At 62.2% G+C, this 17927-nt stretch carries 15 protein-coding genes and 2 pseudogenes; 11 read left to right on the top strand and 6 right to left on the bottom strand.

From position 1 onward, the window contains the following. Window positions 1-131, top strand: a pseudogene (locus AB4089_RS15030) (IS110 family transposase); the annotation flags it as partial. Between the two features lie 198 nt (window positions 132-329). Continuing rightward, window positions 330-1682: a ParB/RepB/Spo0J family partition protein gene (locus AB4089_RS15035; RefSeq protein WP_441410082.1), complete on the top strand. Its 1353-nt coding sequence runs from the start codon at window positions 330-332 to the stop codon at window positions 1680-1682. A gap of 566 nt (window positions 1683-2248) precedes the next feature. Here AB4089_RS15035 and AB4089_RS15040 read toward each other — a convergent pair. Beyond that, window positions 2249-2548 (bottom strand): hypothetical protein, encoded by a 300-nt coding sequence (locus AB4089_RS15040; protein ID WP_441410083.1) that lies wholly within the window; start codon window positions 2546-2548, stop codon window positions 2249-2251. Window positions 2549-2775: 227 nt separating this feature from the next. Between AB4089_RS15040 and mobC the strand changes: the two genes are divergently transcribed. From mobC to AB4089_RS15060, 4 genes are all read left to right on the top strand, one after another. Then, entirely contained in the window at window positions 2776-3165 is a 390-nt protein-coding gene (mobC, locus tag AB4089_RS15045) for a plasmid mobilization relaxosome protein MobC (protein WP_441410084.1), read from the top strand. A 2-nt stretch (window positions 3166-3167) separates the two neighbouring features. Continuing rightward, a complete protein-coding gene (locus AB4089_RS15050; RefSeq protein WP_441410085.1) occupies window positions 3168-4808 on the top strand; it encodes a relaxase/mobilization nuclease domain-containing protein in 1641 nt (546 codons plus the stop codon). A 27-nt stretch (window positions 4809-4835) separates the two neighbouring features. Further along, window positions 4836-6068 carry a hypothetical protein gene (locus AB4089_RS15055; RefSeq protein WP_441410086.1) on the top strand — a complete coding sequence of 411 codons (1233 nt, stop codon included), beginning with the start codon at window positions 4836-4838 and terminating at the stop codon, window positions 6066-6068. A gap of 236 nt (window positions 6069-6304) precedes the next feature. Next, window positions 6305-6607 (top strand): DUF4193 domain-containing protein, encoded by a 303-nt coding sequence (locus tag AB4089_RS15060; protein WP_248761080.1) that lies wholly within the window; start codon window positions 6305-6307, stop codon window positions 6605-6607. A gap of 80 nt (window positions 6608-6687) precedes the next feature. Here AB4089_RS15060 and AB4089_RS15065 read toward each other — a convergent pair whose 3' ends face one another. Next, window positions 6688-7011 (bottom strand): hypothetical protein, encoded by a 324-nt coding sequence (locus AB4089_RS15065; RefSeq protein ID WP_441410087.1) that lies wholly within the window; start codon window positions 7009-7011, stop codon window positions 6688-6690. Between the two features lie 225 nt (window positions 7012-7236). Here AB4089_RS15065 and AB4089_RS15070 point away from each other — a divergent pair, with 225 nt between their 5' ends. Beyond that, window positions 7237-8469, top strand: coding sequence for an ATP-binding protein (locus AB4089_RS15070; protein ID WP_441410088.1), 1233 nt, complete (start codon window positions 7237-7239; stop codon window positions 8467-8469). A 67-nt stretch (window positions 8470-8536) separates the two neighbouring features. Beyond that, window positions 8537-12217, top strand: coding sequence for a YobI family P-loop NTPase (locus AB4089_RS15075; protein ID WP_441410089.1), 3681 nt, complete (start codon window positions 8537-8539; stop codon window positions 12215-12217). A 318-nt stretch (window positions 12218-12535) separates the two neighbouring features. On the opposite strand, the gene AB4089_RS15080 is transcribed toward AB4089_RS15075, so the two are convergent. The 4 genes and pseudogenes from AB4089_RS15080 to AB4089_RS15095 form a co-directional block, all read right to left on the bottom strand. Then, window positions 12536-13333, bottom strand: a complete 798-nt coding sequence (locus AB4089_RS15080) for a hypothetical protein (protein ID WP_441410090.1) — start codon at window positions 13331-13333, stop codon at window positions 12536-12538. Window positions 13334-13620: 287 nt separating this feature from the next. Next, a complete protein-coding gene (locus AB4089_RS15085; protein WP_441410197.1) occupies window positions 13621-13914 on the bottom strand; it encodes a hypothetical protein in 294 nt (97 codons plus the stop codon). A 160-nt stretch (window positions 13915-14074) separates the two neighbouring features. Then, window positions 14075-14233 (bottom strand): annotated as a pseudogene (locus AB4089_RS15090) (hypothetical protein); the annotation flags it as partial. Window positions 14234-14236: 3 nt separating this feature from the next. After that, complete coding sequence (locus AB4089_RS15095; protein WP_441410091.1) at window positions 14237-14629, bottom strand: hypothetical protein; 393 nt, start codon at window positions 14627-14629, stop codon at window positions 14237-14239. A gap of 358 nt (window positions 14630-14987) precedes the next feature. Here AB4089_RS15095 and AB4089_RS15100 point away from each other — a divergent pair, with 358 nt between their 5' ends. From AB4089_RS15100 to AB4089_RS15110, 3 genes are all read left to right on the top strand, one after another. Further along, window positions 14988-16085, top strand: a complete 1098-nt coding sequence (locus tag AB4089_RS15100; protein ID WP_441410092.1) for a tyrosine-type recombinase/integrase — start codon at window positions 14988-14990, stop codon at window positions 16083-16085. A gap of 5 nt (window positions 16086-16090) precedes the next feature. Then, window positions 16091-16423: a helix-turn-helix domain-containing protein gene (locus tag AB4089_RS15105; RefSeq protein WP_441410093.1), complete on the top strand. Its 333-nt coding sequence runs from the start codon at window positions 16091-16093 to the stop codon at window positions 16421-16423. Window positions 16424-16604: 181 nt separating this feature from the next. Beyond that, window positions 16605-17924 carry a hypothetical protein gene (locus tag AB4089_RS15110; protein ID WP_441410094.1) on the top strand — a complete coding sequence of 440 codons (1320 nt, stop codon included), beginning with the start codon at window positions 16605-16607 and terminating at the stop codon, window positions 17922-17924. The last annotated feature ends 3 nt before the right edge of the window (window positions 17925-17927 follow it).

The following is a 17927-nucleotide window of genomic DNA, read 5'->3' on the forward strand; positions in this document are numbered from 1 at the left end:
ACTGGCATGCAGCGGCCCAGCGCAACCTCTTCAATCGCTTCCTAGGCCAACTCCACCACTGCCTCACCACGCGTATCCATTTCGATGAAGCTACAGCCTTCACCCCGCGGGCAGCAGACCTTGCCGCTTGACTTCTTAAACACGTGAGATGTCTGCGTCGCTGATTTCCTCCGGGAATTTCCTTCCCCTTGCCTGCGGTAGACAGGCCTCCGTCGGCCGCCGAGCAAGCAAGCTTGCCAGCAACAAAAAAACAACGGGGGGAGAGGGGAGCTGGCCGGTCACCTAAGCCGCCCCACCCACCCCACTTCTCGGACAAGAAGGAGCAAACCATGAACGTCACACCCACCCTCGAAATGCTCGACCCGGCCACCCTGACCGTGGACATCAACGTCCGCAAAGACGCCGCCCTGACCGCCGATTTCATCGCCAGCATCAAGGAACACGGCGTGGTGGAACCCGTCATCGCCCACCGCAAAGACGACGGGACGGTGCATGTCCTGATGGGACAGCGCCGCACCCGCGCCGCTGTGGAAGCCGGACGCGACAGCATCCCGGTGATGATCATCGAATCCCCCGAGGAAGCCGAGCGGATCGTGACGCAGGTGGTGGAGAACATCCAGCGCGCGGAGCTGACCGAAGCCGACGAGGCCGACGCCTACCACCAGCTGTCCCTGATCGGCGTCTCCGCCGCCGCGATCGCCAAGAAGACCGGGCGGACCAAGACGACCGTGGAGAGTGCGTTGAAGGCCAAATCCACTGACACCGGATCCGCCGCCCTGGGCAAGGGGTACACGATTGAAGCGGCCCTGATTCTGGCCGAGTTTGCCACTGACGGTGACGCGGTGGAGGAGTTGGAATCGGTCATCGCCGATGAGCCGGACATGCTCGCCCACGTCACCCAGCAGTTGCGGGACCGCCGCGACCGCGCGGCCGCCCTCGCGGCGCTGACCGCCGAGCTGGAAGCCGCCGGGACCACCGTGGTGGAACGGGCCGGATACGACGGGGACAGTGAAAACGTCCGGGTGTCCTCACTGAACCGGGCCGACGGGGAACCGGCCACCGAGGAGGATGCCAACGCCGTGCACATCGCCTCCTCCTACAACGGCCAGCACTCCACCGTCCCGGTCGTGGCCGGATGGAAGGAACTGGGTTTCACGCTCCGGTACAGCGGCTACGGGGCGTCAGCGGCGAACAAGGGTCCGATGACGGAGGAGCAGAAGGCCGAGCGGAAAACCCTGATCGAAAATAACAAGCTGATGCAGTCGGCTACTGTGGTCCGCCGCGACTTCGTGAAGGCCCTGCTGGCGAAGAAGCAGCCGCCCAAGGGATGGCAGCACTTCACCGTCCACGCCATCACGCACTATCCCGAAACGGCGAGTGGCTACGAGGGTGCCGTCGCCGCCGAGATGGCCGGAGCCAAGCCGGGGGAGACCTCGGACAGGTGGGGCTGGAACCCGTTGCGGGACCATGTGGCCAGGTCCACGGCCCGGCCCGAGGTGTCCCTGATTGCACTGGTCTGCGCAGGGTATGAGAAAACAATCGCCAAGGACTCATGGCGGTCCCCGAGCGTCCGCCACGTCGACTACCTGACGAGGCTCATTGCCTGGGGATATACGGCAAGTCCGGTTGAGCGGATCATTCTCGACACCGCCGCACCGTCACAGGACGACGAAGCCGCATAAGAGCCCCTTGCCGGGCGGAATCCCTACCGCCCGGCAAGGCCCCCGGCCACCCACCACAGGAAGGGCCGGGAACCTTCCAGAGGTCGGGCGGTCCGCCGCACGACGGGAACCAAAGTTGCTGGTCATCAGCGGCGGACCGCCGTTTGACGCGACCGCCAGGAACCATCCAGGTGCCGCGGCTCCGGCAGACCACGCGACCCGCAACGTGGCACCACGCGCACAATTCGATGACCCGTCAGCCGTTCAGGCTCGGCGCAACATTCAGCTAAGCTGGATCACAGTTTTCCTTTGTCCGAGGAGCAGAAAAGGACCGGCCACCAGGCCGGTCCTTTTCTGTTTAACCGCACACCCGGACGGCAACGCGGACGTCAGATCTTCAAATCTCTCCGACCCGGCTCGCTCCTTACGGAGACTGTGCACAGCCACCGCTTACCCAGGGTGACGTGCGCTGGGGAGGGTGACGTGGTGGTTGTGTGCAGACGGTCAGGTGGGTCCCGTCGTCCAGATGTGTGCGGGAAAAGCCCGTAGGAAATAGCTTTTGCCGTGCCCATGTGGGCGAGGGGTTGCTACTCCGAGACGCCATCTACGGGACCTGACTCTTGCGCGGCCTTCCGGCCCCGCGGACGCCCGCTGGCCTTCTTGGTCGGAGCGTCCAGACCGAAGCCGCGCAGGTCGGAGTCGCTCCAGTCTGCGCGCAGGGCGGCCTGGTAGTCCTTGGCGTACTTCTGCTCCGCTGCAGCGAGCAGCTGAGCAGCTTCCTGAACCTCGACACCGCTGGCAGCGGCCTGCTTCACGGCGTTTACTTTTGCGTCCCTAGCGGCGTCGATCTTGGCGGCGGCTCTTGCGGCGATGTCGTTGATATCCATACCCGAACCCTACCGGCCACCGCTGACGGTCGGAGGCAGGGTTTTCAGAAGTCTCGCATACGGGGCGAAAAACGTCCAAAGCCGATCATGCGGAGCAAGCTATACATTTACACGGGTGTAAATGGCGTGTCGCTCACGCGCCTGCTGCGGTTTGCTTGGCACACTCGTTGGTGTGGTCCCCGGTTTCGGGGTCGCTGGGCTGGGCTTTCAAGGGGACGGGGGAGTGCTTGACTGAGCAGAATGAATCCCGTCCGCGCCTGTCCAAACGCCGCCGTGAGAATTCGCCGGCGGGGACGAAGAAACGCCGCGAGGTGTGGGTCACCGTTGAGGAAGAAGCCGCGCTTGTCGCCAGGGCCGAGCGGGAGAAGGTCACCGTCCCGAACCTCCTGATTTCAACGGCGCTGTCTGAGCACTCGGAATCTCCGACGGAGCGCCGCGCCATTGCAGCGGAACTGATGTCCCTGCACAATCTGCTGGCCCGGTCCTCGAACAACATCAACCAGCTTGCCCGGCAGGCCAATGCGACCAGCGAGTTCCCCGCCGAAGCGCGTGAAGCGCTCAAGCACATCCGCACTGTGGCCATGCGGATCGACGACGCCATTGACGGGCTGATGTAGGGATGATTCCGAACATTACCCGCGGTTCGCGCATGGGCGGGCTCATGGTTTACCTGGCATCGACCGATGCCAACAAGACGAAGAACGCACACACCGACCCGCACCTGGTGGCCGGGGATGCGGCGATCATGGCGTGGTACGACGACGGTGTGCTGGACCGCGACGATGCCCTGGCGATTGCCAAGCATCTGGACCGGCCGCGGAAGATGTTTGGCGTCTCGGTGCAGATCAAGGACATGCAGTGGGACGCGGCGAAGAAGGAGCGCGTTCACGTCGGGTACAAGGACGCCAGCGTGTGGCATTGCTCGCTGAGCCTGCGAGCCGAAGAGGGCGCACTGACGGATCAGCAGTGGGGCGATATCGCCAACGACTTCGTGGACGCCATGGGCTTCACCGAGGCCAGCGGCAAGGCCCGGTGCCGGTGGGCCGCGGTGAACCACGGCACGTCCGAGAACGGCAACCACCACATCCACCTGGCCGTGTCCCTCGTCCGCGAGGACGGCACCAAAGCCTCCACTCACGGCGACTATAAGCGTGCGCAGGAAACCTGCCGTGAGCTGGAGGTCAAGTACGGTCTTGAGCAGCTCTCCACGGTGCACGCCACACGTGGCTACGACCGGGCCGAAAAGGCCACCGCTGTCCGGGACGACCGGGAAATGCACCGGTCATCCCTGGCCCGGAAGGTACGGGCCAGCGCCAGCGCCTCCGGGTCCGAAGCGGAGTTCGTCCGCCGGGCCCGCGACACCGGACTGCTGGTACGGCCGCGCTACGCGAAGAACACCACCGACGTCGTGGTCGGGTACTCCGTAGCCGAACGCCCCGCCCGGGGAGAGCGTCCTATCTGGTTCGGCGGCGGGACCCTCGCCTCCGACCTTAAACTCGGGGCCCTCCGTGAAGAGTGGCCCGACACCCCGCACCTGGCAACGGAAGCCGCAGCGGAATGGAACGCAGCCGCACGGAACAGGCGCACGGCCTTAAAGACCGGCCCCGAGCATGCAACACCGCCGGCGGAGGCGTGGGTGGAATACACCCGCAACGCGGCTGAATTGGCTAACCAGCTGCGCACCATCCCGCGTGACGATCACGCGACCTGGGCGAAGGCAGCACGGGACGTATCCGGGGCGTTCGCGGCCTGGTCCTACCGGCTCGAACCGACCCCCGGTCCGCTGGCGGCCACCGCCGCCGAACTGTCCCGCACCGCTCAGCTCCGCGCACCACGGCAGCACAGCAAACCCGTCGCTCTGCCGAGCATTGCCGGGACGGCCATGTTGTTCATGGCCGCGTCGAGCAAGAACAAGACAGCCGCCCAAACAGCACTCATGGTGCAGCTGATCAACACCGCCTTCGCCGTCTATGAAATGCATGCCCAGTCCGGGAGGACCCGTGAGGCCCAGCGCATCCGCACCGTGGTCGAGGAGCGGCTGGCCCCGTTCACCGGCACCATGCCCAAGGCCGTTTTGGTCGGTGCCGGGCAGCAGCCGGCACCCACGGCTGGAGTAACGCCGCGGGCGATCGACATCGCCCGGCGCGGCATGGTCCCGATCCGTCCCGGATCAGCGGTGCCCACGATCCCAACGCCGGCGACGCCGACCAAGACCTACCAGCCCAGCCGGCGCGACTCCGGTCCGGGCCTCGACCGATAGATCACCACCAACTGCAAGGGGAACACGATGAGTGAATCAGATGGCATGGATGACGTCCTGGACGGCGGTCTTCGGCAGTCGCTGATGATCGCCTCACGCATGGCCGAGACACTGGCACGCCGGCGGCAGGAGAGCCAGCGCCAGATCGAACACCAGGACACCCAGACAGCGCACGAAGCGCGGGCACGCCTCGGGGCTGAACGCAGTGCCGCGCACGCAGCGCTGGCACCCGTGGAGAAGGACCAGTGGTGGGACAAGGCACAGCCCAGTGACATCGCGACGGCACACGCCGTCGCGACAAGCTGGAAGGACCACGACCCGGCCGCCTTGGCAGCCTCGGAGAAAATCCGGCAGGAAGTGCTCACCCGCTACGGCATCGACACCCACGACGTCGGCACGGACGCCGCCTATCTGGAATCAGGGATCGAGACCATTACCACCGGGAAGGCCCGGCAGGACGAACTGGCCCAAAGTCAGGAAGAGGCACGCAAGGCGGCCATAGAACACGGGAAGGCCATGCAGCTGCTCGCAGCGGCCCGCGCCGAAGAACTCCGCGCTCAGGCCGCGACACTCGCCCCGGAAATGGAACGCCACCAGGTACCTGCCGAGTACCTGGCCAATCCCGAGCTGGCCCAGGCATTGCAGACCGCCCACAGCGCGAAGACCCCCACGGCAGTGGCGGCGGCGGACGCTACCGTGCGGGAACGTCTGTTCCTTGTCGGCAAGGACGGGATCAATGGTCCCGACATTGACCAGTTGCGGAAGGAAACCACCGCGATCGTCAACGGCGCCGGCAACTCCCACTTTCAGGATCCGGCGTTCGTGAAGGCGGCCAAGGAGATGCACGAGGCCAGGCTCCTGGCAGAGGGCGGGTTCAAAGGTTCCGAGCGGACGCCCATGGAGCAGCGGTACGAACGCGCGGAGAAGGAACTCTTTTCCCGTCTTGAAGGTGTTGGCCGCGAGATCGAAAGCCGCGTTACCGGTGACGACAGCAGCCGGGTCAAAGACCAGGGCCTGAAAACTGAAAGCACATCGGCCGCTGGCTACGGTTCGGCCGAACGCCACGAAAAGTTTGCCGAGACCCTGACGAATACCGGCGCTAGCGAAACTCAGGTTCGGGGCCGCCTCGCCGCGGCCCGCAGCGAGGGCACACACCCTAATTCGGCAGTAACCATGGGCAAGGGCGCAGCCAAAGCCCGAAAGTCCCGCACTGGGGCAGCAGTAGGGGCTGAACGAGGTAAGAACGGCCTCAGCCGGTAAGCACACCGCAACAAGGGCTGCCATCAGGCAGCGCCTGTAGGGGAGTTGCCCGATCCGGCGGCGGCATATTGCTCTGGCACTGCGTAACGCGGGGAATGCACCGGCGCCGTCCGCGGCTGAGGGCGGCACACTGACGTCTTTCGGTCCTTTCAGGTGGGAACAGCGGCGCATTGGTGTACGTTGCTGTCTCGTCAGAAGAACATCGCAGAAAACATCAGAAACGAGAATCACCTAAAGTGGCAACCGATTACGACGAAGTCCGTTCCGACGTCAAGGAATCCCAGGACCGTTCCTTGGAGGCATTGCAGTCAGCGAATGCCCCGGATGCCCGCAGCGTCGTCACCGAACTGGACGAGGCCGATGCCCTCGATGAGGGCCTGACCCCCGGGGGCGAAATCGTCGCCGAGGAGCTCATTGTTCAGGTCATTCCGCAGGCCGCGGATGAGTTCACCTGCTATTCCTGTTTCCTTGTCCGGCACCGGTCCCAACTCGCGCGCGAAAGCAACGGCCACTCGTACTGCATCGAATGCGAAGGGTAGGGCATCCATTCCTCAAGAGGCAGTAGCCGGCGGTTCATCGTGGGTTCTTGCCCTGAGGTGGGGGAGTTGATTGTTGCGGGTCAGGCTGCCTGGGTAGCCGAGGCCGCCAGGGCCGCGGTCTCAGGGGCGAGGATGCTCAGCCTGTAGTCGGACTGGAGCGGATCGACGCGGGCAGGCAGATGGTGGGATCTCGAGCAGGCCCGGAGTTCTTCCAGCGCGTCGGGCTCGATCCGGGCCCGGGTCATATCAAGCTCTAAGGCCATGTCCGCGGTGAGCGAGTTGGCGCGCTTCATCACTGCATACAGGCCGTGGACGCTTTTGGATGTCACATGACCCTGCGCGGCAACCTGGGCCTTTGCGCAGTCGAGGTCCACCCGGACCAGCACCCGAAGCTTGTCTGTCACGAAATTTCTCCGCTCTATGTTGGGGCGCCACGACGCTGTGGCGACCCCGGACAACCATAGACCAAATGTGATCCACGCAACACCATAAGGGTGGGCGTATTCCATCGAGGAGCGGGGCCGACCTCTTCCGCCGCTGTAGCTTCCACCCCGACCCCTGGCTTTATTGCAAAATACACACTTTATTAGAAACCAATAAAGTCAAGTAAATCTTGTAAGATTCGTGACATGGATCCAGTGAACAACCCCTACACTCCGAACGCGGGTGCGACGCCGGAGATTGTCATCGGCCGTGACGATCTCCTTGAGGACTTCCGGATCCTCCTGCGCAGGCTCGACAAGGGCCGCACCAATCAATCCATGATTGTCACCGGGCTCCGCGGTGTCGGCAAAACCGTCTTGCTGGGGGAGTTCCGTCAGATAGCAGAAGAGTTCAAATGGAAGGTCCTGGAACTCGAGGCCAGCAAACACGATGACGACCACTTCCGCAGGACGATCTACTCGCAGCTGCGGGCCGCGCTCTACCAGATATCACCCCGGGCCAAGTGGGGAGACAAGGCCCGGAAAGCCGCCCAGGTTCTGCAGTCCTTCAGCCTGTCCATCGATCCGTCCTCAGGTGTCCCCACCCTGTCGCTGGACGTCGATGCCGCCGACGGCTTTGCAGACCACGGCAGCCTCAGCCTGGATCTGACTGATGTTCTGGTCTCGATTGGGGAGGCGGCGCGGGACCATGGCACTGGTTTGGTCCTGCTGTTCGACGAAGTCCAGTTCTTGAGCCAGTCACAACTGGAGGCTGTCATCCAGGCGGTCCACAAGTCTGTGCAGCGCAAGCTCCCCGTGACGTTCGTCGGTGCCGGGCTGCCGCAGATCGCCGAGTTGGCCGGTGACGCGAAATCCTATGCTGAGCGGCTCTTCAAGTTCCCGAAGCTCGGTTCCCTGGACTTCGACGACGCGAAGAAGGCTCTGGCTGAACCTGCGAATATTGAACAGGTGCGATTCGAAGACGATGCGCTGGTCCGGGCCTTCGAACTCACCGAAGGTTACCCATACTTTGTGCAGGAACTCGGCTATCAGGTGTGGGCCATCGCGCAGGGCAATGTCATCACGCTCGGGGATGTCGAAGACGCGAAAGACGCCTACGAGGCGAAACTGGACTCGTCCTTCTTCCGTGTCCGCCTCGACCGAGCGACGCAACTACAGATCGCGTACATGCGGGCCATGGCGCAGCTAGGTCCCGACTCTCAAAAGGCCGCGGACGTCGCCGCCGTCATGGGACGTGAATCCACGCAACTGGCCCCCACCCGCTCGGAACTGATCAACATGGGCCTGCTCTATACCCCCGCCCACGGCTACGCAGGGTTCACGGTGCCTCACTTTGACCGGTTCATGCTGCGGGCCGTCCCACATCTCGAAGTTCCTCCCGTCCAAAAACGCCGCCCCAAGCCCAAGAAAGCCGAGTGAGTCCATGTTTCTTAGCGGTCTTGTAAGCAAGTCGCGGTGGTCCCCTGAGCGCAGGGGAGTAGTTGCCGTGACGGACGTGGAATCAAGACAGGATGGGGGTGGGGACGTTCCTGAATTGCACCCACTTGCTCCTAAGTACAACGCGGCACATCACAGTGCCTATGTCTCGGTTCTCCGGCATGCCATTGAGAAGCAACCAACCGCCCGAAACATCGCCCTCGCGGGAACATACGGCACCGGCAAAAGCAGCATCCTTGGAGAAGTGAGCCGCCAATTCAAGGATCGGGTTCTGGAAGTTTCCCTGCTGACGCTTGGCGTGGAACCGGACGACCACCCTCCGGCAGCCGCCGACAGCAATCCGGCCGCAGGTACAACAACGAACCGCATCCAGAAAGAGATCGTCAAGCAGCTTTTGTATCAACAGCGCCCGGCTTCGGCTCCAGAGTCACGCTTTCGCCGTATCACACGGTTCCAGTGGCGGCGTGAGTCACTATGGGCGGTTGCAGTCGGTGTCTTCGGCTTGGTCTCCTTGATCGCCATTGGACTGGATATTTCGGCCTTGCCAAATGTCGGACGTGCTCTGGAGCCGTTGCCTACCTGGGTGCGGACTCTGGGGATCTACTTGGCGATTCCCCTGATAATTGCGTCGGCCGTCCTTGTGGTCCGGTTATTCATCCATGGCCGACTCGGCGTTGAGAAGGTCAGCGCAGGCCCGGCGACAATCACATTGCCACCGCGTTCATCCAGCTACTTCGATGAGTACCTCGACGAAATCATCTACTTCTTCGAGACCAACACAGCGTGCGACATTCTGATCATTGAGGATCTTGACCGGTTCAACGATCCCAGGATCTTCGAGGCCCTTCGGGCCCTCAACAGTCTGCTCAACTCGGCGAAGCAACTGGGCGGTCGGAATATCCGATTCATCTACGCAGTCCGGGACAGCGTATTCGAAAAGCTTGGCCGTGAAGACGATGATGCGAACGATGAAGCCCGCGCCGAGCTGAAGCGCGCCAACCGCACGAAATTCTTCGAGCTCGTCGTCCCGGTCGTGCCATTCATCACCCACAAGAACGCCAGAGACCTTATGCATGAGCTTCTGACGACGCGGCGCCACAACATCTCGAAGGATCTCATCGATCTCGCTGCACGTCACGTCGCCGACATGCGGCTCATCTACAACATCGTCAACGAATACGAAATCTTCGAGCACCGGCTTCTCAAAGTTGATAATCCCGTACCAGAACTGGACGCCGATCGGCTACTCGCCATGATCCTCTTCAAGAACGCCCATATGGCTGACTTCGAAGCCATACGACACGGAACGTCCTCGCTCGACAAGCTCTACGATGCATGGCGCGCGCTGGTGAGTCACAACCTTCAGTCCATTCGGAAGAACAACGAGACACTTCGGAACCGCATTGAATCGCAACAAGGCGCAAAGGAGCGCGCGCTGGCCTTGGCTGATCGGCTACGGAAGACGATCGACAGTCTCGCGGACGCGCCGGGCACGAGCATTGCCGACAGAACGATTTATATCGACACGAAGCCTGTCAATGATGCCATCATGGCGACACCTGCCTTCTGGCGGAACCTGCGGAACGGGGAAACCCAACTCAGCATCCTGGTCCAGAGCCACTACTACAGCAGCCACAACAACAACCATATGGTCCTGTCTGCCGAAGCCGTTCAAACGCTGATCGGTGAGGAAATCGACGTGGAGCCTTTTTCGCAGTCATCAATATCAGCGGATCAAAAAACAATCGAGCGCAGTAAGGCGTACACCGCCTTCCTTCGCCGGCACACCTGGAAGCAACTGATCGAACGGCTTGAATTCAGGCACACAGCTATCGAAGGCGGCCCAACCTTGACCTTCGGCGGAATAGCAGAGCGCCTGTTGCCGTCACGGTTGGCGCTTGATCTGATCGTTGGGGGTTACGTCACGCCGTATTTCACCCTCTACGTTTCTTCCTTCTACGGCCAATTGATCCGCCCGGACGCAATGACGTACATCATGCGCTGCGTCGACCACGGTGTGGCAGATCCTGACTACCCACTCGATGCTGCTGACGTTGAAGCGATCATCCGGGACCAGGGTTCGTCGGTCCTCAACGAGCGCAGCATGTTCAATGTCTCGGTGTTGGACCATTTGCTCGCAGCGCGCCCTCAAGAGGCGGTCATAGTGGCCAGGAATCTCGCTGCAGGAGGCGAAACTGAGAGCAAGTTTGTTGATCAATACCTCGGCGCAGGGATGGACAAAGCAGGGTTCGTCACCCAGCTGACTCCATTCATGCCGACGATCTTTACCTGTCTTGCAACTCATGCTGCCCTCGATGCTCCCGAAAAGGCGACAGTGATTGATGCCGCGATAGGAGCACGTCGAACAAACATTGAGTACGACAACTCCGAGCGGCTTCGCACGTTCGTGGAGTCTGCATACGTGCATTTCCCGGCCCTCACTGACGGGAAAAGCAAGACAACACCCAAACAAGCCGTCTCATTCATCGATTCAATCGGTGCCCGGATCGCTAGCGTGAGTAGTCTTTCCGATGCCAGTTGCGCAGAACTGGCGAAGACAACTGCCTATCGGATCACGGCTGAAAATCTGGAACGCGTAAGTCAGACCGACAACATCTCCCTCGACCGACTGAGATCCATCGGCACGACAGCATATCTCCATACGATGGCCCACATCGAAGACTATTCGCTGGCCTATGCCGACTCGCCGGCGACTCCTTGCACAGTGGAGGATCCGGATGCTTTCGTAGCCATTTTAAATGAGTCTTCCGAGTGGCGTAAATCCGACTATGCCTTTGTCGTATCCAATGCACACCCTGATTGCCGGGTCGGAAACCTTGAGGATGTGCCGACCGGGGCCTGGCCGTCACTTGTTGCAGGTCTACGGACGCCTATGACCTATCGGAACGTCGCGGCCTATCTCGAGTGGCAGGAAGAGGTCGACGAGAACCTGGCCGCGTCTCTGAAGGCCGTCTCCGAAATACCCGATGCTGACGGCGCCGACGAACAGCAAAGGGTGGAGCTGGCCTTGTCTGTTCTGAATGCCTCAAAGACCTTGCCAAGTCCCGACCATCGCCTTTCACTGGTCCGTTCCCTAGAAACGGGCGAGCTGCCAACTGCATCCATTGATCCGGAATCCGGAGACCTCATCGGAAACTTGATCGACGTAGGACTCATCGCCGATGATGCGGACGCCTTCAGCCCGAGGCTCATGGTCGACTGGTCAACCCTCGAACATGCGATACGGAAGTCTGGTCAGTACGCAGAACTACTGTCGCCAGACACACTGGCATCCCAGCACATCGCTCCACTCTTGCTCAGCGAGAGCATCAGCAATGACCTTCGAAGACGAGTCGTCAATATACTTCGGACCTTCCCGAACGCGCCAAGGGACGCATACGAAGCCGTCGCCCAGGTGGTCTTCCAAGGACGTATCACGTTGGATGCCACAGGAATCGAGCTGGTCCACCAAGGAGGTGTAGCCACGTCGACTGTCGTGAAGTTAGTGGCGGATGCGGTTGATCGACTGGCTCTCGAAGACCTGCAAGACCTACTCCGCAAACTCGGCAAACCCTACTCCCGCATAGCCGACAAAGGCAGATACGTAACTAAGCTTGCCAACACGCCCGAGCACCAAGCAATCCTCAAATCCCTCCACCAAGGCGGGATCGTTTCCAAGTTTCCGATCGACACGGACGCCAGGATCAAAGTGACACTAAAACAAGCATGACCTTCAATCCGCTCCGAGGGCGGCGGTGGATTCCAGCCACGCCTGAGGTCCGGGAAGGGCAGGACCACCGCCGAGGCCAAAGCCATCGCTTGAAGCCGCAGGATGACAACTAGTTCCCCATCCCATCGATTGATCCCCGCCGAAGCCCTGCGAGGATCCCACTCGCGGATCGTTCGTATCAGTAGTCCAAAGACACCCTCCGATAGGGACCTAATCCTTAATGCGATCGGACAGAAAAGGACAACTCAGTCGTTCTCCCACTACGGCCCGACGAGGAGGCGCCGAACCCGGTTTGGCGCCGCTCTCGAGCACGCTACTCTAAATGACCTTCCGTCGGTAGAGCCAGTCCGCTAGCCAGCGAATGCCTGGTTCTTTTCGCTGAATCTCCTCAATGGCCGTCCATCGCAACGTCGAGAAGGCAGCGGTAGCAGCTGCCGCAAGAACAGAAAAGACAAGTCCCACGGGCGCGAGCATCGCCTTAACCGCAGCTGTATCCCACCCGAACCATCCTGCCATCAATGCAAGGTTGAAAAGCATGGACAGCATCACCGGGCCCAGGTGAACTGCGAGCCAGCCGACGCTGGTTTCAAAAGGCTCACTGAACCGCAGAGCTCGTACACCGATTACTCCAGCGGCAGTGGCGCCGCCTATGCACACGTTCCCAAGAAGAACGGCCTGCACTGCAGGATTAAAGTCGTCCTCACCAACAACCTTGAGTGCTGGGGACAGTGTTTGCTGCAGGGCCTGTGAAAACAGGAAGAGCGCAACAGCAGTGCCGAGCACAGTCGCGATAAATAGGAATATCGCGCTGCCTCGTGCCCATCTCCGCTCTCCTGGTGGACTTTCATCTACACCGTCTTCGCGCCATATCTTGATGAGGAGGAACAACCCGGAGAGCCACGAGAAGTGGCGTTTCACATCCTTTTTGATGGCATTGGAATAGAACAACGATTTGGGCTGATCGAACGGGAAGGTGTGAGCCTCTTTCCGAACGGTGTACCGCGCCAAGAACTTCTTGGCGCCCGGCTGATCTGCAGATGGGTTTTCCTGAACCTCCACATGTACTACGCGCCGGCGAAACAACCCTAGAAAACTCATATCCCCCACTTGATTCATTGGCGTCCCTGATCTGGGCGCTAACGAAGGATTCTACGTCGGCCAGGTCCGCGCGTCGCGGAACCAGCGCTGGCGCTCTCCAATAGGCGGACGTCTCACATCCAACGTAGATTTTCCTCCCTCCTACACCGGCGACGGTCGACGCACCAGTTGTGCATTAGCTTCTGCTTTTGGCCGGGGGGCCTTCGGGAATCGTGCCCCAGTCGTGCTCCCATTGGAGCTCGAGGAGGCGAAAAGCACCGCGGATTTCGGGACTGTCGTGCTGCAGCAGTTCTTTGACCGTCACATCATGGATGTTCGGCGGGGATCACCCGGGCGCTCAAAGATGGCCCACAGCTGGAGATCGTCACCTGACGGGAGGCAAAATTCACGCCATCGAAGTCTGTCATCTCATAGAGCCACGCCGCGACAGCCTGGGTCAGGTGACGTTGCCGGGCGTCCTTCAGGGCGGCGGCGTCAAAGTCTGCCAGACCCAGGCTCAGGGCCATACCGATGAAGTGCGGGTATAGGGCCGCGACGCTGCCGGAGTCGGTCACCGCGCAGTACCGCCCGGACAGCTCTGCGGACGCGGCAGCGCGCACTTCCAGCCACACCCTGGGGACGCGCCCCCGGGGTGATGGTGGGATGCAGGACCTTATCCTCGTCATCCTCAACGATCTCGTCCAGCTCCACGTTCAGCCGTGCATCTTTGCGGAAGTGCGCCAGAACTTCGAGCAGGCACGCCAGCAGGGATGAGCCGGCGTAGATGGTGCGGACGTTGCCGTGCAGGTCATCCCACCGGCCCGGGAACCGTCCGTCGGTGGCCCATTCCCAGCCGCTCCAGGCCCACGGTTCCGGGCGGAAGCCGACACGCCAGACCCTGCCGTCGGCCCCGGCCGCGGTCAGTTGTGCAGAAACCACAGATCAGCCTGCGGCCGCGAAAGCGCGGGCGGCGGCCAGCACCTGCGGGCCGGCGTCGTCCAGCTGGCCTTCGCGGAGCAGGCGCGCCGGCGCGACATCATCCAGCTGCGGGTTCATGCCCTGGAACCAGGCCTGCACCACGGCCCGGGAATCCCGCTCCGCGAGCAGGGCCGCCACATGGTAGGCCGTGCGGAGCCGGTGCATCACGTCGGCGGAAGGTTTCCGTTCCCCGTCGGCCCACAGCCGGACGGCCCGGGTTTCCTTCACGGAACCGATGTAGGCGACCAGTTTTGCTCCCAGCAGGTCCCTCAGATCCCGGACCAGCACGTCGTCGGGCAGCCGGATGGAATCCTGGTGCGCCTTCAGCCCGCCGCGGGCGCCTGTCACTGCAGTCATAGTTCATGCTCCCACGAAAACACAGGTCGGATCAATACTCAGATCACACCCTGGATCACACCCAATATAGCCGATATCCGTGATTATGTCAGCCTGAATGATGATTATTGCATCAGATGCAATATCGCTGACCCCAGGGACTCTCCCATCGCAACGGAACCATTCCGACCAGTTAACCTGGCCCTGACCTGAGTAAACGCTTCGACGACGGGCGGCGCGAGGCGTTCTGCCGGAGTCATCCGGACAGCCTCCCGGACACCTGTTCCCACAGAACATGAACCATTGACCCGCGGATTTGCAACGATCGTGCATTAATTGCATGATTCATTCATCCAATGCAATGTCAGGAAGGGTTGTTGTGGCGGTTGATTCTGCCGGCCGGGTGCTGGAGTTCGGCGATGTGCGGTTCCTGCATCCCGAGGATCAGGTGTTCGCCCAGATGCTCACCGGGTGGCGCAATCAGCAGCTGAGCCGGAATCTCGCCCTGGGCACCATCGAGTCCCGGGAACGGCTGGTGACACGGTTCCAGGAGTCCACGAACGAGTACCCCTGGCAGTGGACACCGGCGCACGTCGATGAGTTCTTCGGCGATCTGCGCAGTGTGAAGCATGCCGCCCAGTCCACGATCCGCAGTTATCAGGCGGCCTTGCGGGCTTTTTGCTCCTACGCGGCCTCTCCTGACTACGGGTGGGACAGGGTCTGCGAACAGTACTTTGGAGCGCATCCCTCGCAGGTCTGTTTCGACTGGAACACCGCCGTCCACGCCCAGGCCACTGAATCGTCGCCAGGCCGGCGCCCGTTCACCCGCCGCGAGCTGCAGGCCTTCTTTGACCGTGCCGACGATGAAGTGGACCGGATCGCATCGCTGGGCCGCAAGGGCTGGCTCCCGGCCTACCGTGACGCGGTCCTGTTCAAAGTCGCGTACTGCTGGGGGCTGCGCCGCAATGAGGTCCGGCACCTGCAGACCGTCGATTTCGCCAGGAACCCGCACGCCCGCGAGTTCGGCAAATACGGGGTCCTGCAGGTCCGGTACGGGAAGGCCATGCGGGGTTCTCCCCCGAAGCGCCGGAGTGTCCTGACGGTGTTCGACTGGTCGGGCGAAATCGTCTCCGACTGGCTTGAACGCGGCCACGCGCACATGACGGACGGGCTGGATCTCTTTTCGTCCGAACGCGGCACCCTGGTGTCCGAGACTGCGTTGAACCGCCGGTTCAACCGCTACTGCGAGGACCTGGGCCTCTCCCCCGGCCTGGACATCCACTCGCTGCGCCGTTCCTACATCACGCATCTGATCGAGGCCGGCATGGATCCCCTGTTTGTCCAGCATCAGGCCGGCCACGAGCACGCCTCGACCACCGCCCTCTACACCTCGGTCTCGAGTGACTACCGGGTAAAGACCCTGCGCCGGGCCCTGGATTCCACGGTCCGGGACGCGCTGGCCGGAATGGGAGACTGATCCTCATGAAACGAGAGATCGACTACCGCTGGCGGCTTCCGGAACTGATGGCAGCGCGGGGACTGCACAACAGCACCGACCTCAGCCCTTTACTGCGGGAACGCGGTATCGAACTGTCGGCCTCCCAGGTCTACCGGCTCGTCACCCAACGCCCGGAACGGATCTCGCTGATGATGGTCGCCGCCCTCTGCGACATCTTCGGCTGCGGACCCGAGGAGCTGATTACGGTCACGGCCTCGGACGCGAAAGTCCGCAAGGTCGCCTCCGACGCCAACGTCGTCGATCTGAACAAGACGATCCGGCCCAAACGCGCCCGCGTGATCCGCGATGACGGCTGAGATCACCCCGCGACCCATCAGGCGCGGCCGCCCCCGCACCACAGGCGCGTTCACCTGTGACAGGTGCTCGAGGGCGGCCGGCCGGCACCGGGCCAGCTGGCCCGAAGGCAGGATCTGTGGGACCTGCTTCACCGCGGCCATGCGCACGCACGGCCCCTGCCCGGGCTGCAGCACGGACCGCATGCTCCCCGGACGATCCCCGGCCCACGGCAACGAACCTGTTTGCGTTGACTGCGCAGGCATCACGCAGGACTATCACTGCGGGCGTTGCGCCACGGAGACAGAGCATTACCGCCAGGACATCTGCGCCCGCTGCTCGCTACGGGACGACCTGACCGTGCTGCTGCGCGTTGACGAACCAGCCCCAAGTCCCGAAACGGCACCGGCAAAGCTGCTCACTGCCCTCTGCGGAGCACAACGCCCCGAAAGCATCCTGACCTGGCTGCGCAGGGCCGGCGTCCGTGATCTGCTCGGGCGGCTTGCTGCCGGCGACATCCCTCTCAGCCACGAGGCGCTGGACAAGGAACCGAACAGCCTGAGGGTGGAGCACGTCCGCAGCCTGCTCATCCATCACAAGCTGCTCCCGGAGCGGGACCACTACCTCGCCCTTTTCGAACGCTGGCTCACCAGCAAGGTCGACGCCGTCGAAGACCCCGAGGTCCGGCGGCCTGTTGAATCCTTTGCCCGCTGGCATCACCTGCGACGCATCCGGAGCCTCTCCGGGGACGGGAGCCCCACGCGCGGTCCCGTGCACAGCGCGAAGCAGGAAATTACCGAAACCATCAAGTTCCTTACCTGGCTCAAAACCACCCACGGCCGGGTGGTTGAGTCCTGCGTTCAGGGCGACGTCGATGCATGGCTGGCCGACGGCCCGACCACCAGGCACGCCATCCGGACCTTCTTCATCTGGGCGGTCAAGAACCGGACCTGCACAAACATCACTATCGGCCACCGCCAAGCGAAAACCATGCCGTTGCTAGGTCAGGACCAGCGGCTCACCATGCTCAAAGCCTGCCTCACGGCCGACGTCGACACTCTGCCATACCGGGTCGCCGCCACGTTCCTGCTGCTTTACGCCCAGCCAGTCGTGAAGATCGCCGCAATGAGAAGCACCGATGTGATCCTTACGCCCGATGGCCTGCGTCTGTCACTCGGGGAAGGAGATCCAGCGCCAGTACCGGAACCTTTCGCCGCACTGCTCACAGAACACGTGGCCTCACGCCCCAACATGCGCACCGGCAACACTTCCGGCAGCGAGTGGTTGTTCCCCGGCTACCGCCCCGGCCGGCATATCCACCCCAACACCCTCATGGAACGTCTCCGGGAGGTCGGCATCGACCTCCTAGGCGCACGCAACGCAGCCCTCCGCGCACTCGTCAACGAGGTGCCCGCACCGCTCGTCGCCGAAATGCTCGGCTACAGCTACCAAGTCACCCACAAGCACGCCATCGCAGCAGCCGAACCATGGTCTCGCTACTCGCGCCAAGAGAGGCTGCCATAGTCA

Source organism: Arthrobacter sp. 2MCAF15 (assembly GCF_052115605.1).
Taxonomy (GTDB): domain Bacteria; phylum Actinomycetota; class Actinomycetes; order Actinomycetales; family Micrococcaceae; genus Arthrobacter.